The 24660-nt window shown below is 73.1% G+C and carries 23 protein-coding genes; 12 read left to right on the forward strand and 11 right to left on the reverse strand.

From position 1 onward, the window contains the following. The first annotated feature begins 92 nt into the window (after nt 1-92). The 5 genes from ACTMTJ_RS28500 to ACTMTJ_RS28520 all read left to right on the forward strand — a co-directional run bounded on the left by ACTMTJ_RS28500 (nt 93) and on the right by ACTMTJ_RS28520 (nt 8419). On the forward strand, nt 93-1289 hold the full coding sequence (locus tag ACTMTJ_RS28500) for an ROK family protein (protein ID WP_441221268.1): 1197 nt from the start codon (nt 93-95) through the stop codon (nt 1287-1289). 74 nt (nt 1290-1363) lie between these two features. After that, nucleotides 1364-2758 carry a family 43 glycosylhydrolase gene (locus ACTMTJ_RS28505; protein ID WP_441221270.1) on the forward strand — a complete coding sequence of 465 codons (1395 nt, stop codon included), beginning with the start codon at nt 1364-1366 and terminating at the stop codon, nt 2756-2758. Nucleotides 2759-2769: 11 nt separating this feature from the next. After that, nucleotides 2770-4224, forward strand: coding sequence for a glycoside hydrolase family 43 protein (locus ACTMTJ_RS28510; protein ID WP_441221272.1), 1455 nt, complete (start codon nt 2770-2772; stop codon nt 4222-4224). 79 nt (nt 4225-4303) lie between these two features. Then, nucleotides 4304-7495, forward strand: a complete 3192-nt coding sequence (locus ACTMTJ_RS28515; protein WP_441221274.1) for an RICIN domain-containing protein — start codon at nt 4304-4306, stop codon at nt 7493-7495. 126 nt (nt 7496-7621) lie between these two features. Further along, the gene (locus ACTMTJ_RS28520; RefSeq protein ID WP_441221435.1) at nt 7622-8419 is read left to right on the forward strand and encodes a SigB/SigF/SigG family RNA polymerase sigma factor; all 798 of its coding nucleotides are present in this window, start codon (nt 7622-7624) and stop codon (nt 8417-8419) included. Nucleotides 8420-8422: 3 nt separating this feature from the next. On the opposite strand, the gene ku is transcribed toward ACTMTJ_RS28520, so the two are convergent. Beyond that, nucleotides 8423-9337 carry a non-homologous end joining protein Ku gene (gene ku, locus ACTMTJ_RS28525; RefSeq protein ID WP_441221275.1) on the reverse strand — a complete coding sequence of 305 codons (915 nt, stop codon included), beginning with the start codon at nt 9335-9337 and terminating at the stop codon, nt 8423-8425. Between the two features lie 130 nt (nt 9338-9467). On the opposite strand from ku, the gene ACTMTJ_RS28530 reads away from it, so the two are divergent. Beyond that, nucleotides 9468-10055: a hemerythrin domain-containing protein gene (locus ACTMTJ_RS28530; RefSeq protein ID WP_441221277.1), complete on the forward strand. Its 588-nt coding sequence runs from the start codon at nt 9468-9470 to the stop codon at nt 10053-10055. Between the two features lie 158 nt (nt 10056-10213). Further along, entirely contained in the window at nt 10214-11437 is a 1224-nt protein-coding gene (gene nhaA, locus ACTMTJ_RS28535; RefSeq protein WP_441221279.1) for a Na+/H+ antiporter NhaA, read from the forward strand. A 12-nt stretch (nt 11438-11449) separates the two neighbouring features. Here nhaA and ACTMTJ_RS28540 read toward each other — a convergent pair whose 3' ends face one another. From ACTMTJ_RS28540 to ACTMTJ_RS28555, 4 genes are all read right to left on the reverse strand, one after another. After that, the gene (locus ACTMTJ_RS28540; RefSeq protein WP_441221281.1) at nt 11450-12238 is read right to left on the reverse strand and encodes an endonuclease/exonuclease/phosphatase family protein; all 789 of its coding nucleotides are present in this window, start codon (nt 12236-12238) and stop codon (nt 11450-11452) included. Next, nucleotides 12235-12393 carry a hypothetical protein gene (locus ACTMTJ_RS28545; RefSeq protein WP_441221283.1) on the reverse strand — a complete coding sequence of 53 codons (159 nt, stop codon included), beginning with the start codon at nt 12391-12393 and terminating at the stop codon, nt 12235-12237. Before ACTMTJ_RS28545 ends, ACTMTJ_RS28540 begins: the two co-directional genes overlap by 4 nt. Then, nucleotides 12386-12571 carry a hypothetical protein gene (locus ACTMTJ_RS28550; RefSeq protein ID WP_441221285.1) on the reverse strand — a complete coding sequence of 62 codons (186 nt, stop codon included), beginning with the start codon at nt 12569-12571 and terminating at the stop codon, nt 12386-12388. Before ACTMTJ_RS28550 ends, ACTMTJ_RS28545 begins: the two co-directional genes overlap by 8 nt. Before the next feature lie 249 nt (nt 12572-12820). Next, nucleotides 12821-13339, reverse strand: coding sequence for a MarR family winged helix-turn-helix transcriptional regulator (locus tag ACTMTJ_RS28555; RefSeq protein ID WP_441221287.1), 519 nt, complete (start codon nt 13337-13339; stop codon nt 12821-12823). Nucleotides 13340-13344: 5 nt separating this feature from the next. Here ACTMTJ_RS28555 and ACTMTJ_RS28560 point away from each other — a divergent pair, with 5 nt between their 5' ends. Next, the gene (locus ACTMTJ_RS28560) at nt 13345-14505 is read left to right on the forward strand and encodes an MFS transporter (protein WP_441221289.1); all 1161 of its coding nucleotides are present in this window, start codon (nt 13345-13347) and stop codon (nt 14503-14505) included. 4 nt (nt 14506-14509) lie between these two features. Here ACTMTJ_RS28560 and ACTMTJ_RS28565 read toward each other — a convergent pair whose 3' ends face one another. Both ACTMTJ_RS28565 and ACTMTJ_RS28570 read right to left on the reverse strand, forming a co-directional pair. Then, nucleotides 14510-14830, reverse strand: coding sequence for a plasmid stabilization protein (locus tag ACTMTJ_RS28565; RefSeq protein WP_441221291.1), 321 nt, complete (start codon nt 14828-14830; stop codon nt 14510-14512). Between the two features lie 17 nt (nt 14831-14847). Next, nucleotides 14848-15696 (reverse strand): glucose 1-dehydrogenase, encoded by an 849-nt coding sequence (locus ACTMTJ_RS28570; RefSeq protein WP_441221293.1) that lies wholly within the window; start codon nt 15694-15696, stop codon nt 14848-14850. Between the two features lie 74 nt (nt 15697-15770). Here ACTMTJ_RS28570 and ACTMTJ_RS28575 point away from each other — a divergent pair, with 74 nt between their 5' ends. Further along, a complete protein-coding gene (locus tag ACTMTJ_RS28575) occupies nt 15771-16529 on the forward strand; it encodes an alpha/beta fold hydrolase (protein ID WP_441221295.1) in 759 nt (252 codons plus the stop codon). Between the two features lie 45 nt (nt 16530-16574). Here ACTMTJ_RS28575 and ACTMTJ_RS28580 read toward each other — a convergent pair whose 3' ends face one another. Beyond that, nucleotides 16575-16946, reverse strand: a complete 372-nt coding sequence (locus ACTMTJ_RS28580) for a VOC family protein (protein ID WP_441221296.1) — start codon at nt 16944-16946, stop codon at nt 16575-16577. A gap of 36 nt (nt 16947-16982) precedes the next feature. Next, the gene (locus tag ACTMTJ_RS28585) at nt 16983-18161 is read right to left on the reverse strand and encodes an MFS transporter (protein WP_441221298.1); all 1179 of its coding nucleotides are present in this window, start codon (nt 18159-18161) and stop codon (nt 16983-16985) included. 193 nt (nt 18162-18354) lie between these two features. Between ACTMTJ_RS28585 and ACTMTJ_RS28590 the strand changes: the two genes are divergently transcribed. Beyond that, a complete protein-coding gene (locus ACTMTJ_RS28590) occupies nt 18355-19473 on the forward strand; it encodes a DNA glycosylase AlkZ-like family protein (RefSeq protein ID WP_441221300.1) in 1119 nt (372 codons plus the stop codon). Here ACTMTJ_RS28590 and ACTMTJ_RS28595 read toward each other — a convergent pair. Both ACTMTJ_RS28595 and ACTMTJ_RS28600 read right to left on the reverse strand, forming a co-directional pair. Beyond that, the gene (locus ACTMTJ_RS28595; RefSeq protein ID WP_441221302.1) at nt 19447-20010 is read right to left on the reverse strand and encodes a protein-tyrosine phosphatase family protein; all 564 of its coding nucleotides are present in this window, start codon (nt 20008-20010) and stop codon (nt 19447-19449) included. The two genes, ACTMTJ_RS28590 and ACTMTJ_RS28595, sit on opposite strands and share 27 nt — an antisense overlap. Before the next feature lie 18 nt (nt 20011-20028). Beyond that, the gene (locus ACTMTJ_RS28600) at nt 20029-21195 is read right to left on the reverse strand and encodes a TIR-like protein FxsC (RefSeq protein WP_441221304.1); all 1167 of its coding nucleotides are present in this window, start codon (nt 21193-21195) and stop codon (nt 20029-20031) included. Between the two features lie 144 nt (nt 21196-21339). On the opposite strand from ACTMTJ_RS28600, the gene ACTMTJ_RS28605 reads away from it, so the two are divergent. Together ACTMTJ_RS28605 and ACTMTJ_RS28610 are read left to right on the forward strand one after the other, a co-directional pair. After that, a complete protein-coding gene (locus tag ACTMTJ_RS28605) occupies nt 21340-22386 on the forward strand; it encodes a LacI family DNA-binding transcriptional regulator (protein WP_441221437.1) in 1047 nt (348 codons plus the stop codon). 180 nt (nt 22387-22566) lie between these two features. Further along, nucleotides 22567-24660 (forward strand): glycoside hydrolase family 36 protein, encoded by a 2094-nt coding sequence (locus ACTMTJ_RS28610; protein ID WP_441221306.1) that lies wholly within the window; start codon nt 22567-22569, stop codon nt 24658-24660.

Genomic DNA, 24660 nt, shown 5'->3' on the forward strand with positions numbered 1-24660 from the left:
CACCCGCGACCACCTTTCGGTGGCGCGGCCCCTCCCGCCCTGTCCGCAAGAGGGCAGCCCTGTCACTGTCTGGGCGGGTTTAGAGTTTGCGTGTGCGCCGCACGTCCAGGGACATCCGGGTCACCAACCGCTTCGAGGTGATGCGGCACATCATCGCGGGCGCCACCGTCTCGCGGCAGCAGGTCGCCGGCGACACCGGGCTGAGTGTCGCCACCGTGGCCAACCTCGTCGGTGAGCTGCTGGAGCTCGGGCTGCTGGTCGAGGTCGGCTACCAGGACTCCGGCGGCGGCCGGCCGCGCGGCCTCGTCGCCGTCAACCCGGCCGGGGGTGTGCTGGTCGGCATCGACGTGGCCGAGACGTACGTGCACGTCGAGCTCTTCGACCCGGCGTTGACCGTGCTCGCCAGCGTCGAGGAGACGTTGCACCCGGAGGAGGCGCGGCCCGAGCAGGTCGTCGGCCACATCCTGTCCAGCCTGCGGCACGCGCTCGACCAGGCCGGCGTACCCCACGAGCGGGTGCTCGGCGTCGGGGTGAGCGTGCCGGGCCAGGTCGACCGGGAGGGTGGCGTGTCGGTCTTCGCGCCCAACTGGGACTGGCACGACGTGCCGCTGCGCGGCATGCTCGCCGCCTCGCTCGACCTGCCGCTCTACCTGGACAACCCGCTGCGCGCCTGCGCGGTGGCCGAGCTGTGGTTCGGCGCCGGGCGGGGGCGGGACGACGTCGTGGTGGTCAACCTGGGCACCGGGGTGGGCGCGGGGTTCGTGTTCGGCGGCGCGCTGCACCGCGGCGCGACCAACAGCGCGGGGGAGTGGGGGCACACCACGCTCGTGCTCGACGGGCGGCCGTGCCACTGCGGCAGCCGCGGCTGCGTCGAGGCGTACGTCGGTGCGCCCGGCATCATGGAAAACCTGCGCGACCTCGCCCCGGGCAGCGCGATGCTGCACCCGAACGACCAGACCGCCACGATCCGGGCGCTGGCCGATGGCGTGGCGGCCGGCGACCCGGTGGCGGTGAAGGCAGTGGCCGAGTCCGCCCGCTACCTGGGTGTCGCCGTGGCCGACCTGATCAACCTGGTCAACCCCGAGGTCGTCGTCCTGAGCAGCTGGGTGGCGAGCCTGCTGGGCGAGCCGCTGGTCGCCGAGGTGCGGGCGGTCGCGGCCGAGCGCGCGCTCACCCGGCCCCTCGCCGCCGCGGAGATCACGCTCTGTGGCATCGCCGGCAACCCGGTGAGCCTCGGTGCGGCCACCTTCGCGCTGGAGCAGTGCCTGGCGGGAATCGGCCTGCGCTGACCTTTTTACATGGGTTCGGATAAGCCTCGCTCGGGGGTTGACAGTTGTAACTGTTATCGTTAACACTCGTCCGCATGACGCGCCGTCTCGTTCCGGTCCTGGCACTGTCCACATTGGTCACCGGGTTTGTCGTTGCGGTCAGCGGCGGGCCGGCGCAGGCGGTGGCGCTGCCGACCGGCGCCCGCTCGCTGGAGTCGGTCAACTATCCCGGGCGGTACGCGAACACGCTCGGTCAGCTCGCCGCCGTGACGACGAGCAGCACCGCGCAGGCCAAGCGCGACGCGACGTTCACCGTCGTCAACGGGCTTGCCTCGCCGGCCTGCTACTCGTTCCAGACCAAGGACGGGCTCTTCCTGCGGCACCGTGACTACCGGCTGCGGGTCGACGCCAACACCGGCGACGCCACGTTCCGCGGTGACGCCACGTTCTGCGCGGTCGACGGCTCGGTCGCCGGGTCGGTCGCGCTCGTCTCGTACAACTACCCCACCCGGCGGATCCGCCACCGCGACTTCGCGCTCTGGCTCGACACCTACCAGGACACGGCCACCTTCCGGGCGGACAGCTCCTTCCGGCTCGCCGCGCCGTGGGCGCCCAAGACCGCGAAGGGCCCGGTCATCCCCGGCCTCTTCGCCGACCCGCACATCGCCACCTTCAACGGGCGCTACTACCTCTACCCGACCACCGACGGGTACGCGGGTTGGGGCGGCACCTACTACAAGGCGTTCTCCTCCACCGACCTGGTCAACTGGACCGACCACGGGGTGGCCCTCGACCACGGTCCGGACGTGTCCTGGGCGGACAACTCGGCCTGGGCGCCGGCGGTCGCCACCCGCGACGGGCGCTACTACCTGTACTTCAGCGGCGGGCTGGCGAGCGGCAACACCGCAAAGCAGCTCGGCGTGGCGGTCGCCGCCAGCCCCACCGGCCCGTTCCGGGACGCGCTGGGCCGCCCGCTGGTGCGCGCGGACCAGTTCTCCGGCGGGCAGGCGATCGACCCGATGGTGTTCACCGACGACGATGGACAGTCCTATCTGTACTGGGGACAGGGCGTCGCCCGCGCGGTGCGGCTGAACGCCGACATGGTCTCGTTCGACCCGGCCCAGGTGCGCGTCATCACCCCGGCCGGCTACAACGAGGCGCCGTTCGTGCTCAAGCGCAACGGCACCTACTACCTCATGTGGTCGGAGAACGACACGCGCAGCGAGGACTACCGCGTCGCCTACGCCACCGGCACCTCGCCGCTCGGCCCGTGGACCAACCGCGGTGTCGTGCTCCAGAAGCGCCTCGACCTCGGCGTCAAGGGCACCGGTCACCACTCCGTGGTGCGCGCGCCCGGCACCGACACCTGGTACGTGGCCTACCACCGGTTCGCCGTGCCGGCCGGCAACGGCACCAACCGGGAAACCACTATCGACCGGCTGGAGTTCAACGCGGACGGCACCATCCGCCCGGTCGTCCCCACGCTCTGAAGGAGACACCCATGTCCAGAGCCCTGCACCGGGTGGGGGCGCTGCTCGCGGCCGCCTGCCTGCTGTTCGCCTCGTGGTCGGCCGTCAGCCCCAAGGAGGCCGCGGCGCTCGACCCGTTCACCGGATACCTGATGGCTCACTTCACCGGCGAGTCGGCGACCGGTGAGCAGATCTACTTCGCGCACAGCAAGGACGGCCTGCACTGGACCGACCTCAACAACGGCGGCCCGGTCCTGCTGTCCACAGTGGGCACCCGTGGCGTACGCGACCCCGCGCTGGTCCGCTCGCCCGCCGGCGACCGATACTGGATCGTCGCCACCGACCTGCGCATCGCCAGCGGCACCTCGTGGAGCGACGCGGCCAACCGGGGCAGCACCTCGCTCGTGGTCTGGGAGTCGACCGACCTCGTCAACTGGTCCGCGCCGCGCCTCGTCAACGTCGCGGGCGGCATCTCCGGCGCCGGCAACGCGTGGGCGCCCGAGGCCATCTGGAACCCGGCGACCAACGACTACGTTGTCTACTGGGCGACCAACTCGGCCCGCAACGGCGTGACCAAGCACCGCATCTGGTACGTGCGCACGAGCGACTTCCGCTCGTTCACCGCGCCGCAGCTGTACATCGAGCGGGGCGGCAGCCAGGGCCTCATCGACACCCAGATCGTCGAGGTGGCGGGCAGCGTCGGCGGCTACCGGTACTACCGCGCGTCGGCCGACGGCCACATCACCATCGAGGCGAGCAACTCGGTGCTCGGCTCGTGGACCACGCTCGGCAACCTGTCGCACATGGGCATCTCCAACGGCACCGGCGGCGGCAACGTGGTCGAGGGTCCGATGTGGGCGCAGTTCAACGGGCGCAACGAGTGGGCGCTGTGGCTGGACCAGTTCGCGACCGGCCGCGGGTACATGCCGATCGTCTCCACCAACCTGGGCAGCACGCAGAACTTCCGCACCCAGTCCAACTACGCGATGGGCGGCAGCCGCAAGCGGCACGGCTCGATCCTCAACCTGACCGCCGCCGAGGAGAGCCGGGTGCTCGCCCGCTGGGGGAGCAGCGCGCCGATCAACCGGATCCAGTCGTACAACGTCCAGGACCGGTACGTGCGGCACGCCGACTACGACGTGCGGATCGACGCGAACGTGAGCCCGGCGCAGGACGCGCAGTTCCGGATCGTGCCCGGCCTCGCCGGCGCCTCCGGCACCGTCTCGTTCCAGTCGGTCAACTTCCCCGGGTACTACCTGCGGCACTACGGTTTCGACTTCCGGCTCGAGGCGAGCGACGGCACGAGCACGTTCGCCGGTGACGCCACCTTCCGCCAGGTGGCCGGGCTGGCGAGCTCCTCCTGGGCCTCGTTCCAGTCGTACAACTACCCGGACCGGTACATCCGGCACTACAACTACCTGCTGCGGCTCGACCCGATCACCGACGCCCAGGGCCGGAGCGACGCGACGTTCCGGGTCGTCAGCTGACCGGTCTTGTATCGGACCACGTCGCTCCCGTACATTGCGCAGAGGTTTCAATAACCCCTTTACGAAGTGAGGGTGGGCGATGGCGACTCGACGCGGCACGACCCGGATGGCCAGCGCGGCGGCGGTCGCGACGCTCGTCGCGGGGCTCTCGGCGAGCGTCACGCCCAGCCCGGCCGCGGCCGAGCCGGAGACCCCGGCGGCCGCGGCCGGCGTCACGATCCGGATCGACCCGTCCTACCAGCAGGCGCCGTTCCAGGGGTGGGGCACCAGCCTGGTCTGGTTCGCCAACGTCACCGGCGGCTACCCCGACGAGGTGCGAAACAAGCTCGTCGACCTGCTCTTCGGCGAGGACGGGCTGCGGCTCAACATCGCCCGCTACAACATCGGCGGCGGCAACGCGCCCACCGTCGACGACTACCTGCGCCGGGGCGGCGCGGTGCCGGGCTTCTGGAAGGCGCCGGAGGCGTTCGGCCCCGGCGACAAGGAGTGGTGGGACGCGGACAACCCCGACCATTGGAACTGGGACGCGGACGCCAACCAGCGCTGGTGGATCGACCAGATCAAGGACAGGGTCGACACCTGGGAGGCGTTCAGCAACTCGCCGCCGTGGTTCCAGACCGTCAGCGGGTACGTCTCCGGCGGCTTCGACGCCAGCGCCGACCAGATCCGGACCGACCGGGTCGACGAGTTCGCCGACTACCTCGTGCGGGTCAGCGAGCACATCGAGCGGTCGCACGGCATCAGGTTCGACACGATCGACCCGTTGAACGAGCCGAACACCCCGTACTGGCGCACCACCCTCGGTCCCGACGGCAAGCCCACCGGCGGGCGTCAGGAGGGCGCCCACGCCGGCCCGGCGTCGCAGGCGCAGGTGGTGCTCGCGCTGAAGCGGCGGCTCGCCACGGCGAAGACCCGCGCCGAGGTCTCCGCGCCCGACGAGACCAACCCCGGCATCTTCCTCCAGGACTGGTACGGCTACCCGGCCGAGGCGCAGGCGGCGGTGTCCCAGCTCAACGTGCACACGTACGGCACCGGGCAGCGCACCGCCGCCCGTGACGTCGCCAAGGCCGAGGGTCGTCCACTGTGGATGAGCGAGGTGGAGGGCAGCTGGGGCAACGACTTCACCAGCATGGACTCCGGTCTCGGCGTGGCCCGCCACATCATCGACGACCTGCGCGAGCTGGAGCCGGCCGCCTGGGTGCTGTGGCAGCCGGTCGAGGACGCCGAGAACATGGTGGCCGAGGGCAACCTCCAGTGGGGGAGCATCCACGTCCCGTTCACCTGCACGGCGGCCGACACGCTCGCCACATGTCCGATCAGGACGAACACCAAGTTCGACACGGTCCGCAACTTCACTCACCACATCCGCCCCGGCGACCGTCTGGTCAAAGTGGACGACCCGGCGAGCGTCGCGGCGGTCAAGAAGAACGGCCGGGACGCGGTCGTGGTGCACGCCAACGCGGACGCCGGCGCCCAGGCGGTGACGCTCGACCTGTCCCGCTTCGGCACGGTGCGCCCCGGCGCCACCGTCACGCCGGTGGTGACCAGCGCGGCCGGCAAGCTCGTGCGCGGCACGCCGGTACGGGTCAGGGGCGGCTCCGCCACGCTCACCGTGCCCGGCGAGTCGGTCACCACGTTCCTGGTCACCGGCGTCTCCGGCGTGGCCGCCGGTGCCGACCACGTCCAGGCCGGCCACCCGTACCGGCTGCGCGGTGTGCAGAGTGGACGGTCGCTCGCGCCCGCCGCGGACGGCGCCTCGGCGGTCCTGCGCACCACCGACCCGGCGCGGCCGGACCAGCTCTGGTACGTGCGCGAGCTGGGCCGCGACGTGACCAACCGCGACCGGTACGCCATCGTCAACGCCGGCACCGGCCAGCGCCTCGCCGTGCGCGGCGACGCCACGGTGCTGGAGGCGGCCACTACCCGGCCCGACGCCGGCGCTCAGTGGATCGTCTCCACGACCGGCGACGGCACGTACACGTTCGTCAACGTCGGCGCCCGCCGCGTGCTCGACGTCTCCGGCAGCGCCACCGCCGACGGCAGCCCGATCTCGGTCTGGCAGCCCAACGGCGCCGCGAACCAGCGCTGGGCGCTGCTCGACGAGTCGGTCGCCAGCACCGAGACCGCCGCGCTCTACACGGTGCCCCGCCGCGCGCCCGCGCTGCCGGAGACGGTGACCGCGGTCCTGCGCGGCGGCGACCGCCGTCCGCTGCCGGTGACGTGGAAGGAGCCCGCGCCAGCGGCCTGGCGCAAGCCCGGCGTGGTCACCGTCCGCGGGGTCGCGACCGACGTGCTCGGCAAGCGGGTCACGGCCACCGCCGAGGTCACGGTGGACACGTTCACCGCCACCGAGCCGGGACGGGCCAAGACGTACACCGGCGGGGTCCCGGAGCTGCCGGCGACGGTGGCCGGACTGGGCGCGCACGGCGGGCGCGCGACGCTGCCCGTGGTCTGGGATCCGGCGCCGCCCGGGGCGTTCGACCGGGCCGGGGTGACGACGCTGACCGGCGTGGCCCGGGTGGTCGACGGCACCTCGCTCCCGGCCACCGTCCGCGTGCAGGTCACCGCGCCGGGCGAGGCCAACGCCGCGCTCGACGACGGCGCCTCGGTCGCCGCGACCTTCACCGAGAGCGGCTACTCGCCGGCCGGCCTGCGCAACGGCGTCACCGCGGAGAAGGCGTGGTCCAACTGGAAGCCAGGCACCCAGAACCCGTCCGAGACCATCACGGTCACGCTGCCCCGGCCGGCCGACGTGGCGCGCGTGGTGACGCACTTCTACCGGGACAGCGCGGGTGGCGGCGGCCTGGCACAGAGCCTGCGCGTCCAGGTGCGCGCCGCCGACGGCACGTGTGTGGACGCCAGCGGTGAGGTGGCGGTCGGCACCGACGGCACGCCGGCGGTCGGCGTGCCGGTGAGCGCGGGCGCCACGACCGGCGTGTGCGTGGTGCTCACGCCCCGGCCCGGCGGCTACCTGACGCTGGGCGAGATCGAGGTCTTCGCCAAGGCGCCGGGCGTCTCGGCGGACGCCACGCTCTCCGGGCTCGCCGTGGACGGCGTGCCGGTGGCCGGCTTCGACCCGGCCCGCACCGAGTACCGGGCGACCGCCACGCGCCCCGCCCAGGCGGTGGTCACCGCGACCGCCAACGACCCGTACGCCACCGTCCACGTCGGTCGCGACCGCACCGCCGCGCGCCCCACCTGGCTGGTCACGGTGACGAGCGAGGACGGGGCACAGACCCGCGTCTACCGGGTGGAGGTCGCCCGTCGCTGAGCCAGTCAGCCCCATTGGTGTATTTATGTCTGTTAAATACATCAGCCTTTCGGCTAGTGTCCGGGTGGCCGAATGGGTACGCTGGCGTGACAACTACAGCGGAGGGGGGAGTCTGTCGTGTCCACAATGAACGCCGTCTCCGGCGACACCGAGGCGCTCACCGCATACCGGGAGGCCGGCCACGACGCGGTGCGGCTGCTTGTCGCCTTCAAGGCCCTGCCCGAGCGGCATCCCTCCCGTGCCGCGCTGCGCGACCGGGCCATCACCGCCTGGACGCCGCTGGCCCGCCACCTCGCCAACCGCTACCACGGGCGCGGGGAGCCGCTGGACGACCTCGTGCAGACCGCCATGGTGGGGCTCATCAAGGCGGTCGACAGGTTCGATCCGGAGCGGGGCACCGACTTCACCGGCTTCGCCATCCCGACGATCGTGGGCGAGATCCGGCGGCACTTCCGCGACCGCACCTGGGACGTGCGGGTGCCGCGGCGGCTTCAAGAGCTCCGCATCGCGATCAGCGACGCCAACTCCACGCTGGCCCACCGCCTCGGCCGTTCGCCGACGGTCGCCGACATCGCCGCCCACCTGGAGCTGACCGAGGAAGAGGTCCTGGAGGGGCTCGAAGGGGCCCGCGCCTACAAGTCCGCGTCCCTGTCCGCCCCCGTCGGCAGCGAGGACAGCGGCACCACGCTCGGCGAGAGCATGGGCGGGGAAGACCACGGCTTCGAGCTGGCCGACGTGCGGATGACCATCGGCGCCGCGCTGGAGGTGCTCACCGCCCGCGAACGCCGGATCGTCATGCTGCGCTTCTACGGCAACCAGACGCAGACCGAGATCGCCGAGCAGGTCGGCATCTCCCAGATGCACGTCTCCCGGCTGCTCGCCAAGGCCCTGGGCAAGCTCCGCGACCGGCTCGCCGAGGAGTAGGGGTCAGGCGGCCTTCTTGGTGGCCTTCTTCTTGGCGGTCGCCTTCTTCTTCGCGGTCGTTTTCGTTTTCGGAGTCGACGACTTCTTCGCCGGCGCGCGCTTCGTGGCCTTCTTGGTGCTCTTGGTACCGCGCCGGGACTGCTTGGCGGCGTCGACGCTGCGGCGCAGCACCTCCATGAGGTCGCTGGCGCTGGTCGCCTCCGGCGCCTCCTCGGCCACCGTCACCTCGGCGCCATCCTTCTTGGCGTCGATCAGCTCCTTGACCCGGTCGGTGTACGTGTCGCGGTAGTCGGCCGGCTTCCACGGGCCGCTCATCGAGTCGATCAGCTGGGTGGCCATCTTCAGCTCGTTCGGCCGCGGCTTCACCCGGCCGGGCAGCTTGTCGATCTCCTCGTGCGGGTCGCGTACCTCGTCGGCGAAGTACATCGTCTCCAGCACCAGCAGGTCGTCGCGGGGCCGGATCGTCGCCAGGTACTCCTTCCCGCGCATCACCAGCGTGCCGATCGCGGCCCGGTTGGCGCCCGCCATCGCCTCGCGCAGCAGCGCGTACGTCTTGGCGGTCTCGTCGCTGCCCGGCGCGAGGTAGTAGGACTTCTGGTAGTAGATCGGGTCGATCTCGTCCAGGTCGACGAACGCGTGGATGTCCAGCGCGCGGGAGCGGCCAGGCGCCACCGCCTCCAGCTCGTCCGGGTCGAGCATCACGTAGTGGCCGCCGCCGATGTCCGCGCCCTTGACGATGTCGTCGTAGTCGACCTCCTTGCCGGTGCGCTCGTTCACCCGGTGGTAGCGGATCCGGTCGCTGGTGCCCTTCTCGAACTGGTGGAACGACACCTCGTGCTCCCGGGTCGCCGAGTACAGGGCGACCGGCACCGACACCAGCCCGAAGCTGATCACGCCACTCCAGATGGCACGTGCCACAGCGCATCACCTCCCGCGTGTCATCCCCTCCCGTACCCGGAAAGCGCGAGGTGTAGTCGCCGCCCGAACGGGTATCAGGCGCGGCGCCCCAGGCGGGCATTGCCTTTCGTCGAAGAAGGAGGCGGGGACGATGGCGTCCGACGCGGTCACCCTGATCAAGAACGACCACCGTGTGATGGAACGGCTTTTCGAGCGCATGCGTACCGAGAAGAAGCAACGCGCGGCGCTCGTGAAGGAGTGCATCGCGCGGCTCTCCGCCCACTCGTGGGCCGAGGAGGAGAAGGTCTACCCGGTGCTGGTGCAGGCCGACCCGCCCGAGCGCGGCGAGGTGTACCACGGCGTGGAGGAGCACCACGAGGCCGAGCAGCTGCTGCACAAGCTGGAGGAGGCCGACCCGAACAGCGACCGCTTCGAGGCGGTGCTGTCCGAGCTCACCGAGGCGGTGCTGCACCACGTCGAGGAGGAGGAGACCAAGATCCTGCCGGCGCTCGCCGAGTCGGTCGACCAGGCCCGGCTGGTGCAGCTCGGCGCCGACTTCGAGGAACGGCGCATGGCGGTGCTCACCGAGCACGGCTTCGGCGACGCCGGTACCCGGTCCGAAGGGTCTGAAGACCTGACCCGCGACGAGCTGTACGAGCGGGCGAAGGCGGCGGACGTACCCGGCCGGTCCTCGATGACCAAGCAGGAGCTGGCCGACGCCGTCCGCGACGAGCGGTAGCGCCGGACCCGGTCACGCCGGGCCGGGCACCGCCTCGTGCGGTCAGCGGGCGACGAAAAGTTCCCGGGCCGGTCGGACCGCCGGATAGGGTGGGGGCGGCGCGCCGGGAAGTCTGGTCGGCACTCGCTGTCGGCCTGCCCCGGAAAGGCGATCCCGCTATGGCTGCTCCCCGCTCCACGCCCCGGCTGTTTCGCCCCGGGTCGTGGATCGAGGCCAGGCGGGTCGCGGAGATCCTGCGCCAGGAGACCATCGGCGGCGCGTTGCTGCTCGGCGCCGCCCTCGTCGGCATGATCTGGGCCAACACGCCCTGGTCGGCGGCGTACGAGTCGCTGCGCGAGTACCACCTCGGCCCGGCCGCCCTGCACCTGGACCTCAGCCTGGCCACCTGGGCGGCCGACGGCCTGTTGGCGATCTTCTTCTTCGTGGCCGGCCTGGAGCTCAAGCGCGAGTTCGTCGCCGGCGACCTGCGCGACCCGCGCCGCGCGGCGGTCCCGGTCGCGGCCGCTGCCGGCGGCGTCGCGGTACCCGCGATCCTGTACCTGATCGTCGCCGGGGGAGCCGGCGGCGACGCGGCCCGCGGGTGGGCGGTCCCGACCGCGACGGACATCGCGTTCGCCCTCGCCGTGCTGGCCGTCGTCGGCCGCCACCTGCCGAGCGCGCCGCGCACGTTCTTGCTGACGCTGGCCGTGGTCGACGACCTGATCGCCATCCTGATCATCGCCGTCTTCTACACCGCCGACCTGGCCGTGCTCCCCCTGCTCGGCGCACTGCTCCCGCTCGGCCTGTTCGCCCTGCTGGTGCACCGCCGCGTACGCAGGTGGTGGCTGCTGCTGCCGCTCGCGGTCGCCACCTGGGTCCTGTTCCACGAGTCAGGCGTGCACGCCACGGTGGCGGGCGTGCTGCTGGCGTTCACGGTGCCGGTGGGCCGCGACGGCGACGGCCTGGCCGAACACTTCGAGCACCGCTTCCGCCCCATCTCCGCCGGCGTCGCTGTGCCGGTCTTCGCGTTCCTGACGGCGGGCGTGACCGTCGGCGGCCCGCACGGCCTCGCGGACGCCCTCACCGAGCCGGTGGCGCTCGGCGTCATCGCCGGCCTCGTCGTCGGGAAGGGCGCCGGCATCACGGCCGCGACCTGGCTCGTCGCCCGCTTCACGAAGGCCACCCTGGGCGAGGGGCTGGGCTGGGCGGACGTGGTCGCGCTGGGCATGCTCGGCGGCATCGGCTTCACCGTGTCGCTGCTCATCGGCGAGCTCGCCTTCGGCCACGGCACGCCCCGCGCCGAGCAGGTCACCGTCGCCGTGCTGGCCGGCTCCGTCGGCGCCGCCCTCCTGGCCACCGTGTTGCTGCGCCTCACCGCCCGGCGCCGTGCGAAGAGCGCCTGAGAGCGGAGCGGGTCACCAGGACAGGTCGCAGGCGATCGCGTAGTGGTCGGAGGCCTTGAAGTCGCCGGCCAGCGTGGCGTCCGAAAACGTGAGGTGCTGGTCCGGGTGGCCGGGGCGGGCCAGGAGGTGGTCGATGCGGCGGTCGAGCAGTTCCTTGGCCTCCAGCGGGGCGTGCGGGTGGGCGGAGCTGAGCGTGACCGCGTCCGGGTCGCCGCCGGCCGCCGTCCACGCGTCGACGAGGCCGGCGGCGGGCAGCGGGCGGAGCACCGGACTGCCCGGTGCGGCGTTGAGGTCGCCGGCCACCACCACGGGCGCCGGGCCGTCCAGGGCCGGGTCGGTGGCCAGCCCGGCGAGGCGCCGGGCCTGGGCGTAGCGGTCCTCCTGGAAGGCGGGCTCCCACTCCAGGCAGGCGACCAGCACGTGCAGCGGCCCGGCCGGGTGCTCGACCGCGGCCCGCAGCGCCACGGTGGGCGCCCGGTAGCGGGCCGGCATGCGCACCGCGTCGCACGAGGCGATCGGCCAGCGGCTGACCAGGCCGAGTCCGACGTGGACACCGGGATGTTCCTCCGGACCGGTGGGCGGGGGCGGCAGCGACGGCTGGGCGTAGGCGGCGTGGTGGCCCAGCGCGTCGGCCAGCTCGTGCGCCTGGCTCGTGCCGTCGGTGCCCCACACCTCCTGGAGCGCGGCGATGTCCGGGTCGACCGTACGCAGCGTGTCGCGGATGTGCGGCTGGCGCTCCTCCCAGTCCGGGCCGAAGCGCCACCACAGGTTCCACGTCAGGATCCGGGCGCGGCCGCTCATGCCGGGTCGGCCGGACGTAGGTCGGTCACCACCGGCGCTCCCTCGGTGTCGTGCTCGCAGACCAGGTCGACCACCCGGCCGAGCGGCTCGCCGCCGGGTCCGGGCGCCGTGCGGCCGAGGAGGTCGGACGCGCGTAGCGGGTGTCTGTCAGTCATCGCCGGCTCCGGGGATGTGGCCGATCAGGTGTGAGTTGAGCCAGGCCTCCAGTGGCGGCTCGGCCCGCAGCTCGCGACGGACGCGTAGCCGCACCGCGGAGTCTACTTCGGACACCAGGCGGTAGGGAATGCGGCGCGGGCCGCGACGGTCGGTGTCAAGGCGGGCGGCGGCGACCACGACCACAAGGTAGACGACTCCCAGCGTGTTGGCGAGCCGTCCGTTGACCTTGTCGCCCAGGTAGCCACGGGGTCGAGCGCGGCGCGGAGGGCGGCGACGTCGCCCGCGTTCTCCAGGCCGTAGGCGGACCGCGCGGCGTCGACCGCGGTGACCCGGTAGTCGCGGAACGTGGTGGGCCGGGTGACCAGGTAGCCGGCGCCGCCCCATTAAGCCGGTTCGGGTGGGTTGGCCTGGTACGAGGCACCGGGCTTACGCCTGGGCGTCCAGGTAGCCGGCGTGGACCGGGCACACCGTGCACTGTGTACGGTCGCAGAGGCGGCACAGCCGGGCCAGGCAGCGGTCGTCGTGGGCCTCGGGTCGCAGGATCGCCCGCGCGATCGTGGCCAGCTGCGCCTGCTGCTCGTCGGTCAGCGGCGCCATCGCCTGCTCCAGCGCGCGGCGCCGGGCCGCGAGGATCTCCGCGGCCGCCGCTTCGCCCGCCGCCGTCAGGTGCAGGGCGCGGACCCGCGCGTCGGTCCCGGACCGGCGCTCCACCCAGCCGGCCTGGACCAGGCGGCGGACCAGGTGCGCCGAGCCGGGCTGGGACAGGCCGAGCACCTGGGCCAGCCACTCGGCGGTCGCGCCGGGCTGGTCCTTGACCACGACGATCGCCTCGGCGAGCGCGCCGCCCGCGCCGGCGGGAGCGGTCACCGCCGCGCGCATCAGCGTGTCGACGTGCAGTGCGAGTGCCCCGAGGAGGTTTGGACCGTTGGTGTCCGGCAAACTCATAAGTTATGAATCTACCTGGCCGCGCTCTGGCTGTCATCGGCCTGGCCAACCTGGCCCAGCTGCCGGTCGCCATGCGGCAGCTGCTGGTCGTGCTGCTCGGGCACCACAACACGGGTAGCTTCGCTGCGGCCGGCGCGGCCAGCGCGGCCTGCGGCCTGGGCCTCGCGGTCAGCGCGCCGGTCGCCGGCCGGCTGATGGCCCGGCTCGGTCACCGGCCGGTGCTGCTCGTGCTGGGCGCCGCGCACCTGGCCGCGCTGCTCGGGCTCACGGTGACCCGGGACGCCCTCGCGTTCGGTGTGCTGGCCGCCGTCGCCGGGCTGGCCACGCCGCCGGTGCTCGCCAGCGGGCGGGCGCTGCTGCCGGTGCTGGTGCCGGGCGACGCACTCACCCGGGTCTACGCGGTGAACGCGATCGGGCAGGAGCTGCTCTACATCGGCGGCCCGCTCGCCGTCACCCTGAGCCTCGCGGTGTCCGGGCCGGCGGGCGCGCTGCTGGCGTTCCTCGCGGTGGGGAGCGCCGCGCTCGCCGCCCTCGCCGGGGTCATCCCGCGCCGGCCGGGCCCCGCCGGCGAGCGTCCGGCGGGCGGCGACGGCGCCCGCCGCGACCTGCCGGCCGCGCGCACCATCATCGGCGCGCACGTCGGGTACATGGCCTGCATGGGCGCGATGTGGGTGCTGCTGCCCGCGTTCGCCGCGACGGCCGGCAGCCCGGGCGCGGCCGGCGTCCTCGTGACGGTGTGGTCGGTCGCCAGCCTCGCCGGTGGTGTGCTGCGCGCGGCGACGAACCGGCGACCCAGCGGCGGCGCCACGTACCTCACCCTGCTGGCCGCCCTGGCGGTCACGGCGGTGGCCCTGCCGCTGCCCGGCACGGTGCCGCGGATGGCGTTGGCGGTCGCCCTCTTCGGCCTGCCGCTGGCGTCGTTTCTGGCGGTCACCGACGAGCTGCTGGCGCGGGCGGTGCCGCCGCCGCACACCGCCGAGGCGTACGGCTGGCTCCAGACCGCCGGCCAGCTCGGCGTCGCGGCGGGTGCCTCGGCCGCGGGCCAGCTCAGCGACCGCGCCGGCACGGCGGCCGCGTTCGTGTTCGTGCCGGCCGCGCTGTGCGCCGCGCTGGCGTTCGCGGCCAGCCGCCGGCGAACCCTGCGGCTGACCGCCGGCTCGGCCTGAGAGGTCAGGACAGGGCGCGCTGTAGCTCGGCCTTGCTCATGCTCGACCGGCCCTTGATGTCGCGCTTCTTCGCCTCGTTGTACAGCTGCTCCTTCGTGCGCCCCTGCGCGCCGCTGTGCGAGCGCTGGCCGCCCCGGCGGCTGGCCGACATGTCCTTCGTGGACGAACGGCTGGCGGTGCGGGACTCGCCGGCCTGGGCGCGCTCCTTGTTGACGGTGCGGGCGGCGATCTCCTTGGCGCGCTTGGTGGAGGCGCCGCGCTTCTTGGCGCTGTCCTTGATGTGCTCGTACTGGCGTTCCCGTTTGGGGCTCGATCCTGCGGGCATGGCCGCCTCCTTGGTACTCAGAGAATGGGTTTGCCTCCGGTGACCGGAACGACCGCGCCGGAGATGTAGCTGCCCTCGTCGGAGGCGAGCAGCACGTACGCCGGCGCCACCTCCTTGGGCTCGCCCGCGCGGCCGAGCGGCGTGTTCTGGCCGAACTTCTCGACGTGCTCGGGCGGCATCGTCGACGGGATCAGCGGGGTCCAGATCGGGCCGGGCGCGACGGCGTTCACGCGGATGCCGCGCCCGCCGAGCATCTGGGCCAGGCCGGCGGTGAAGTTGGCGATGGCGCCCTTCGTGGTCGCGTAGGGCAGCAGCGTCGGCTTCGGCATGTCGTAGTTGACCGAGCTGGTGTTGATGATCGACGCCCCCTCGCCCATGTGCGGCAGCGCGGCCTTCACGATCCGGAACATCGCGGTGATGTTGATGTCGAACGTGCGCGTCCACTCCTCGTCGCTGATCTCCTCGAGGGTCTCGTGGGTCATCTGGAACGCCGCGTTGTTGACCAGCACGTCGATCCCGCCGAACTCGGCGACCGCGCGGTCGACGAGTTCGTGGCAGTGGTCGCGGTCGGCGAGGTCGCCCGGCACCAGCACGGCCCGGCGGCCCGCCTCCTCGACGAGCTTGGCGGTCTCCGCGGCGTCGTCGTGCTCGCTGAGGTAGGCGATCAGCACGTCGGCGCCCTCGCGGGCGAACGCGATCGCGACGGCGCGGCCGATGCCGCTGTCGCCGCCGGTGACGACCGTGCGCTTGCCCTCGAGGCGACCGGAACCGCGGTAGGACTCCTCGCCGTGGTCGGGCTTGCGGCGCATGGCGGTCAGCGTGCCGGGCGGCTCCTGCCGCGGCTCGGACTTCTGCTGGTCAGACATGCTTTTTCCATATCCGGGCCGGGCTTTCTTAAACCCGATGACGGCTGGGCGCCGGCTATCTAGGGTCGTGGTCGATGACGATCGCGTATGACGTGGCCGGGAGCGGCCGCACAGTTGTCCTGCTGCACTCGACGGTCTGCGACCGGCGGATGTGGGATCCGCAGGTGCCGGCCCTGGTCGATGCCGGCTACCGCGCGGTCCGCGCCGACCTGCGCGGCTTCGGCGAGACCCCGATGCCCGACCGGCCCTACAACAACGCTGACGACGTGGTCGAGGTGCTGGACGAGGTCGGCGGCGGACCCGTGGCGGTGGTGGCGGCCTCCGGCGGCGGCCGGGTCGGGCTGGAGCTGGCCGCCCGCTGGCCGGCGCGGGTGACCGCGCTGATGCTGGTGAACACCGCGCTGGCCGGCCACGAGCCGAGCCCGGCGCTGGCCGCGTTCGACGCCCGCGAGGAGGAGCTCTTCGACGCGGGCGACGTCGCCGGCGCCACCGAGCTCAACGTGGCGACCTGGCTCGGCCCGCACGCCGACGAGGCGGTCCGGGCGAAGGTGCGGGAGATGCAGCGCCACGCCTTCGACGTGCAGCTCGCGGCTGCCGAGGAGTTTGCCCAGGTCAGGGTGGCCTACGAGGTCTCGGCCGTCACCGCCCGGACGCTGCTGCTCTCCGGCGTCCACGACCTGCCCGACTTCGGGCAGATCGCGGACGAGCTGGCCGGCCGGCTGCCGCGCGCCCGTCACGTGCCGCTCGACTGGGCCGGACACCTGCCCAGCCTGGAGCGGCCGGACGCCTTCAACGCGCTGCTGGTCGACTTTCTGCGCGCCGGCGATGCCTGACCGCGCGAGCCGCGTCGCGGTCGCCGACCGCGGCTGAGCGACCGCTCAGCCGTTGGGGCGGGACTCCATCGCCTGAAGCGACCAGCTGTTGCCGTCGGGGTCGCGGAAGTAGACGAAATTGCCCCACGGCTGCGGGTCGACCTCGCTGGCCTCGACGCCCGCGTCGAGCAGCTGCTTGCGGGCCGCCTCGGCGTCGGCGACCACGACCTGGATCTCCTGGGTGCCGGGCGTCTTCTCGGTGATGCCGTCGCCGATCACGATGGAGCAGGCCGAACCGGGCGGGGTCAGCTGCACGAAGCGCAGCCCTTCCTGCACCTTGTGGTCGTGGTCGGCGTTGAAGCCCACCTTGACGTAGAAGTCTTTCGCCCGGTCGATGTCGGTGACCGGGACCGGGATGAGTTCGATCTTCCAATCCATGCCCCTCACCCTAGGGCGGTGGTGTGACATCCGGGCTCAGGTCACCGGCATTGACTCGGCCGGGAGGCGGCGGGCGAGCAGGCGGTACAGGCCGGCGCTCGCGGCGATGACCACCGGCGCCAGCACGAACCCCGCCGCCACGCCGCCCGTCCGGTCCAGGATGGCGCCGTCGAGCGCGGCCCCCAGCGCCGCCCCGCTGGTGAACGCCGTCGCCACCCACGCGAACGCCTCCGCCGCCGTGCCGCTGGGCGCGATCCGGTCCACCGTCACGAACGTGGCGGTCAGCAGCGGCGGCAGCGCCAGCCCGGAAACCACCGCGAGCGGCAGCATCACCGGCGGGGCGGCGGCGAGCACCAGCGGCAGGTACCCGGCGGCCAGCGCGGCGGCGATCCACGGCGCGTACCGCTCGGGCAGCTTGACGCGGGTGTTGACGAGGCCGCCGACCAGCGCGCCGGTGGCCTGGGCGGCGAGCAGCCAGCCGGCCCACGCGCGGTCGCCGGCGTCCTCGGCCAGCCGGGTGACCGCCACCGGCAGCGAGCCGACGCCGGCGCCGACCAGCACGACCGCGACCAGCAGCAGGCGCAGCGGGATGGAGCGCAGCGGGCCGGCCCAGTGCCGTTCGGCGGCGACGCCACGCCACCGCCGCACGGCCGGCGTGGTGACGAACCAGGCGGTGCCGAGCACCTGGAGCGCGGCGGTCGCGTACAGCCCGGCGGCCGGGCCGCCCGCACCGATCGCCGCGACCGACACCAGCGGCCCGACGATGAAGATCAGCTCCTGGACGGCGATGTCCAGCGAGTACGCGGTGTGCACCCGCGACTCGGGCAGCAGGTCGCGCCAAAGCACCCGCAGGCCGGACTCGAACGGCGGCGCGCCGGCACCGGCAAGCAGCGCGGCCGGCACGGCCAGGCCGAGCGGCGGTTCGCCGGCGGCGAGGGCCAGGAAGCCCGCGGTCGACACCGCCACCCCGGCCAGCATGACCGGCGGCTGCCGCCACCGGTCGGCGATCCGCGCCAGCATCGGGCCGCCGGCGGCCAGCCCGACCGTGTACACGGCGACGAGCAGTCCGGCGACGCCGATCGACCAGCGCTCGCGGGCGAAGAGCAGCAGCGCGACAGGTGAGGACGCGAGCGGGATGCGGCCGACGGTGCTGGCGGCGAGCACCCGGGCGACCTGGGCGACGCGCAGCACGGCAAGCACGCCCGAGTTGGACATGACGAATACTCCCCGACTTATCGGCGCGAACAAGCGATAAAACGGGAGAGCCTAAGGAGCGAAGTCGCCGCGCTCGTGGTCGTTGCCGTAGAGCGGGAGGTCAGGCGTGATCCACTGGCGGAAGGCACAGCGCGAGATCACCGCGTCACCGTACCCCGCCCCGGTTGTCGGGGGCCAGGCATAACCTGTCGCCGTGACCGTCCACGAGCTTTCGCGGCAGGAGGCCCGCCGCGTCGCCGTGAGCGCGCAGCTCCTCGACGCCGGGCGGCCGTCCGACCTGATGGAGGTCGTGCGCCACCTGACGTTCCTCCAGGTCGACTGGACCGCCGCCGTCGCGCCGAGCGCCGACCTCGTGCTGTGGAGCCGCCTCGGCTCGGCCTACCGGCCGGCGGAGCTGGCGCGGGCGCTGGAAAGGCGTGAGCTCGTCGACCTGCACGCCAGGATCCGGCCGCGCGAGGACCTCGCGCTCTACACCGCCGAGATGGCCGCCTGGGAGACGCGCACCGGCCTCAAGGACTGGGAGGTCGCCCAGCGCGGATGGGTGCGCGCCAACGATGCCTGCCGCCGCGACATCCTCGCCCGGCTCGACGTCGACGGGCCGCTGCCGGCCTCGGCGTTCCCGGACACGTGCGCGGTCAAGTGGGGCTCCTCGGGGTGGAACAACGACCGCAACGTCGGCATGCTGCTCGGCTTCATGGTGCGGCGCGGCGAGGTCGCGGTCGCCGGCTTCGACGGGCGGGAACGGCTGTGGGATCTGGCCTCCCGGGTGTATCCGGGAAATGTCGTGCCGGAGGCGGAGGCGGTGCGGATCCGCGGCGAGCGGCTGCTGCGTTCCCTGGGCATCGTCCGGGCCAGGCAGCCGGAGACGCAGGTGGAGCGGGCCTACCACCTGAGCGAGGTGGGCGAGCCGGCCCGGATCGAGGGGGTCAAGGGCGTGTGGCGGGTCGACCCGGCGCGGCTGGGCCGGCCGTTCGAGGGGCGGGCGGCGCTGCTGTCGCCGCTCGACCGGCTCGTCTTCGACCGCAAGCGGGTGCTGGAGCTCTTCGAGTTCGACTACGCCGTGGAGATGTACAAGCCGGCGGCGAAGCGCCGTTGGGGCTATTACGCGCTGCCGATCCTCTACGGCGACCGCCTGGTCGGCAAGCTCGACGCCACCGCCGACCGCAAGGCCTGGATGCTGCGGGTCGACGCGATCCACCAGGACGTCCCGTTCACGAAGGCGATGACCGCGGCGGTGACCGCCGAGATCGCGGATCTGGCCCGCTGGCTCGGCCTCCCGCTCGACCTACCGGCCGAGCTGGCGCGGCGCTGAGCGGCGGGGCGCGCCGGCGGCGAGCCAGGTCTCGACGCTGCGCGCGTACGCCTCGACGAGCACCGCCTCGGCGCGATGACCGGTGATCAGCGCGACGGCCTCGGCGGCTGAGCGGCCGCGCAGGCGCAGCACCGCGTACGCCAGCATCACCGACCGGCGGCGGCCTTGGTGGCAGTGGATGAGCACGCCCGCCTCGCCGTCGCCGGCCAGCACGTCGGCGGCGAAGTGCGCGGCCGCGGACCACAGCCGCGGGCGCTGGTACTGGCCGAAGTCGAGCAGCGGCACGTGCACCACCCGGCCCGGCCCGAAGAGCGCGCGCTCGACGGCCAGGTCCTGCGACACCCAGATCTGGGCGCGGGAACGGCAGTTGACCACGTGGGTGACGCCCTGGGCGGGCAGGTCGGGCAGGGCGGCGGCGAGCGGCAGGTTGCCGACCGCGATCCGCTCGTCGCCGATCCAGCTCAATGGTGCCGAGGCCCGGTCGGGCCGGTAGAACCTGGTGCTGTAGCGGTAGTACCGCTCCCGCCACGTGAACATGGATCAAGAGTAGGCACGTCACGCCCGCCGGTGGATGTGGCCGCTGACGAACATGCGGTTGACCGCGACCTCCAGCACCGCCGGCAGCTCCTGCTCGAACACCTGGCGGCTGGGGATGTTCGCGCGGTAGAGCTCGTCGTAGTCGGACCTGCCGCGGAAGATCCGGCGGCACTCCTCGGAGAGCCGGCGCCAGTGCGCCACGGTCTCCCGGTCGTCGAGGGCGCGCGGGATCAGCACGGCCGTGGTCGGCTCGCGCGCGCGAATGTCGCGGGCGTTGTACGCGGTCAGAACCTGGGTGGCCGCCTCGACCTCGGTCACCCACGGGTCGACCAGGAGCACCACGATCTGGTTGTGCTGGCCGGCCATCTCGGCCCGCTGCGGCAGCTCCTCCAGGTCGGCCACCCGCGCGGCGAAGCCGTGGCTCTCCGCGAGGCCCGACGCGAACTCGGCCAGCGGGCGAGGGTCGTCCGGATGGTAGGGCGCCCAGTCGCGCGGGCGGTCGCCGTAGAAGTGCCGATCGGAGCGGACCGCCAGCGCGCCGCCGCGGGTCAGCGCCGCGACGACGAAGTGGACGGTGAGGGGGTCGAGGGTGGGCGGCTCGGCGCGGACCGGCTCCGGCGCGTGGAAGACGCTCGGCGCGCTCTCCAGGTCGGGATACCGGTGCCCGACCGGGATCGGGTGCGCCTCGGCGCTCTCCACGATCTGGCCGGCCAGCTCGAACACGAACTCCCGGTAGGCGTCCTGGTGGCGCTGGAGCCGCATCAGCTGGCGTACGGACGTGTCGCCGACCAGGTCGGAGGAGAACTGCAGGCGGCCCGCGACCGGATGCATCTTGCCGGGCGGGAGGGGCACCCAGAGCAGGGGTTTGAGGACCGACGGCTCGAGGCCCGTGTCGTCCTCGTAGCGCGCCACGCGATCGGCGAAGATCTGCCACTCCTGACCGCACGGGCGGCTCAGGAAATAGCGCGGCGAGAGCAGGGCCACGAACGAACGGCTCTGGGCCAAGGCCTCGACGAGCTCGCCCGCCCATATCGTGCCCGCCTTCATGCGGGCGTCGATGAACCCGACCTCGGCGTCTTTGTGCAGGCCGGCGCGGACCCGCACCTCCACGCTGAGGTCGTTGTAGAACTGCCGGACCAGGTCGTCTTCGTCGCCGCGCGCGTAGCTGAGAAAGAAGTACAGCAAACCGCGCTCCCTCGGCCTCGGAGGTGCCCCATACGCGACGTCGCGCCGATTATCCCCAGATTCACGTTCGTCCGACAGACGCGTTTACGGGGTGGGCGGCGTCTTTGACCTCGGGTGGCACGACCCCGCACGATGTCTGGTGTGATGCGACCATCTCCGGACCGGCAGGTAGGGCGGCGGCGCGAGAGCGCACCCAGCATCCGCGACGTCGCGGCGGCGGCGGGGGTGTCGTACCAGACGGTGTCGCGGGTCCTCAACGACTCGCCGAAGGTCAGCCCGGACACCCGCCAGCTGGTGCTCGACGTGATCGGGCGGCTGGACTACCGGCCCAACCGGGCCGCGCGGGCGCTCAGCTCCGGCCGGGCGAAGGCGGTCACCGTGGTCACCGCCGACACGACCCTCTACGGGTACGCGTCCACGCTGCGCGGCATCGAGGAGGCGGCCCGCACGCAGGGGCTCGCGGTGGGCGTGCGCGTGGTCGAGTCCGATCTGCCCATCGACGTGCGCCACGCGATCGACTACGTCAGCGACCCGAGCGCGGGGAGCGTGATCGTGGTCGCGTTCGACGCGCCCGGCGCCGGTGTGCTGCGGGCGCTGCCGGACGGCGTGCCGGCGGTCGCGGCGACCGAGGCCGGCGGCCTGGCCGACTCGACGCGCACCATGCTCTACCTCGACGAACGGCAGGCGGCCGCCGAGGCGACCCGGCACCTGCTCGACCTCGGCCACCGCACCGTGCACCACGTGGCGATCCCGTCGGAGACCGGCACCAGCGCGCGCCAGGCCGGCTGGCGAGACGTGCTGGAGACCGCCGGCGCGCCGGTGCCGCCGGTCGAGCCGGTCGGCTGGGACCCGCACTCGGCCTACCTGGCCGGGCGGGAGCTGGCCGCCGATCCCGCGGTCACCGCGATCCTGTGCGGCAACGACGACACCGCGCTCGCGGTGCGCCGCGCGCTGTACGAGGCCGGCCGCGACGTGCCCGGCGACGTGAGCGTGGTCGGCTTCGACGACGTGCCGGGCGCGGCGTACTGGACGCCGGCGCTCACGACCGTGCGGATGGACTTCGTCGGGCTGGGCCGGGCCTGCCTGGCCGCCGTCGTGGCCGAGGTGACCGGGCGCGAGCGGCCCGAGCCCGAGCTGGCCGCGCCGCGCCTGGTGGTGCGCGAGTCGACCGCCCCGCCGCGGCGCCGCTGAGGACGCCTGAGGGGCGCCGCGGAAATCTGTTAGTAACAACAAGGTAACGAGCCCTTCCCGCCGGCCCGTGTGACCGATCACACTCACATCTCAGCCGGCGCGTGTGACCGATCACATCGATGGTCTCGACCGCTCCGGTCGGCGCACGAACTCGCCGCACACTCGGCAAGGAGCACGTACGTGACCTCGTTGGAATCCGTCACCAGCCTCGTCTGGGGCCACGCAGCGCTGACGCTCGTCGTCGACGTGTCCCCGGACGGGCCGGTGGCCCTGCGGATGCTCTCCGCCGGCATCGCGCCACACCCGCCGCGGGCGACCCAGCCGCTGGTGGAGGTGCTGGTCGCCGGCGAGGGGCGGGCGCAGGTGTCGCAGCGCTTCTCGGAGACGGCGATCGGGCGGCGGCTGGTGTACGCCGGCAGCGCGCAGCGCCGCGACGGCGCCTGGCGCGAGCTGACCGTCGAGCTGCGCGACGAGCGGACCGGCCTCACCGCCGAGCTGCTCGTCCGCTCGCCCGAGGGGGTGAGCGCCTGCCAGGTCCGCACCCGGCTCACCAACCACGGCGCCGCGCCGGTGCGGCTGCTCGGCCTGACGTCGTTCGCCGCCGGTTTCGGCGCCACGCCGGTGGCGGACCTCGACCTGGTACGGGCCGACAGCGAGTGGCTCGGCGAGAGCCGGTGGACCCGGCACCCGCTGCGCGACGCGGTACCCGACCTCAACCTCGGCCTGCACGGCCAGGACGCCCGGGGTCGGGTGGCGCTCACCAGCCAGGGCACCTGGTCCACCGGCGCGCACCTGCCGACCGGCGGGCTCGTCGACCGCGTGGGCGGGCCGGCGTGGCTGTGGCAGGTCGAGCACAACGGGCCCTGGCGCTGGGAGGTGGGGGAGCGGCGTGGCGGCGCGTACGTCGCGCTGCTTGGCCCCACCGACATCGACCACCAGTGGGCGCAGTGGCTGGCGCCGGGCGAGTCGTTCACGTCGGTACCCGTGTCCGTCGCGGTGTCCGCGGACGGCCTGGACGGCGCGGTCGCGGCGCTGACCGCCCACCGGCGGGCGCTGCTGCGGCCGCACCCGGACCGGTCCGCGCTGCCGGTGGTCTTCAACGACTACATGAACACGCTGGCCGGCGACCCCACGACCGCCAAGCTGCTGCCGCTCATCGACGCGGCCGCGGACGCCGGCGCGGAGGTCTTCTGCGTCGACGCCGGCTGGTACGACAACGACGCGAACTGGTGGGACAGCGTCGGCGAATGGCAGCCGTCGCAGACCCGCTTCCCGCGCGGCATCGAGGAGGTGCTCGCGCGGATCCGCGCGCACGGCATGCTGCCGGGACTGTGGCTGGAGCCCGAGGTTATCGGGGTGCGCAGCCCGATGGCCGACAAGCTGCCGCCCGAGGCGTTCCTCCAGCGCGGCGGCGTGCGGGTGGTCGAGCACGGCCGGTACCACCTGGACCTGCGCCACCCCCGCGCGGTCGCGCACCTGGACGAGGTGGTCGACCGGCTGGTCGAGCAGCTCGGCGTGGGCTACTTCAAGCTCGACTACAACATCGACCCGGGCGCCGGCACCGACCTCGACGCGGACAGCGCCGGCGCCGGGCTCCTCGGCCACAACCGGGCCCACCTGGCCTGGCTGGACCGGCTCCTCGACCGGCACCCCGACCTGATCCTGGAGAACTGCGCCTCCGGCGCCATGCGGATGGACTACGCCGTGCTGTCCCGCATGCAGCTCCAGTCGACCAGCGACCAGCAGGACTTCCTGCGGTACCCGCCGATCGCGGTGGCCGCGCCGATGTCGGTGCTGCCCGAGCAGTCGGCCAGCTGGGCGTACCCGCAGCCGGACATGACGCCCGAGGAGCTCGCGTACACGATGTGCACCGGCATGCTCGGCCGCCTCTACCTCTCCGGTCACCTCGACCACATGTCGCCGGAGCAGCGGGCGTCGGTGCGCGCCGCGGTGCGGACGCACCAGGCGATCCGCGCCGACCTGGCGGCCGCCGTGCCGCTGTGGCCGCTCGGCCTGCCCCGGTGGGACGACCCGTGGCTCAGCCTCGCGCTGCGCACCGGAAACACCACGTATCTGGCGGTGTGGCGGCGCGGGGGCGCCACCGCGCCCGCGACGCTCGCCCTGCCGCACCTGCGGGGCCGGGACGTCCGGATCGACGTGCTCTACCCGCGCGATCTGCCCGCCTGGCGGCTCGACTGGGCCGCCGGATCACTGACCGTCACCCCCACGGGCGCCGAACCCGCTGCCCGGCTGATCAAGATTACTGAAGGATGA

The organism is Phytohabitans sp. LJ34 (assembly GCF_052068095.1).
GTDB lineage: Bacteria > Actinomycetota > Actinomycetes > Mycobacteriales > Micromonosporaceae > Phytohabitans.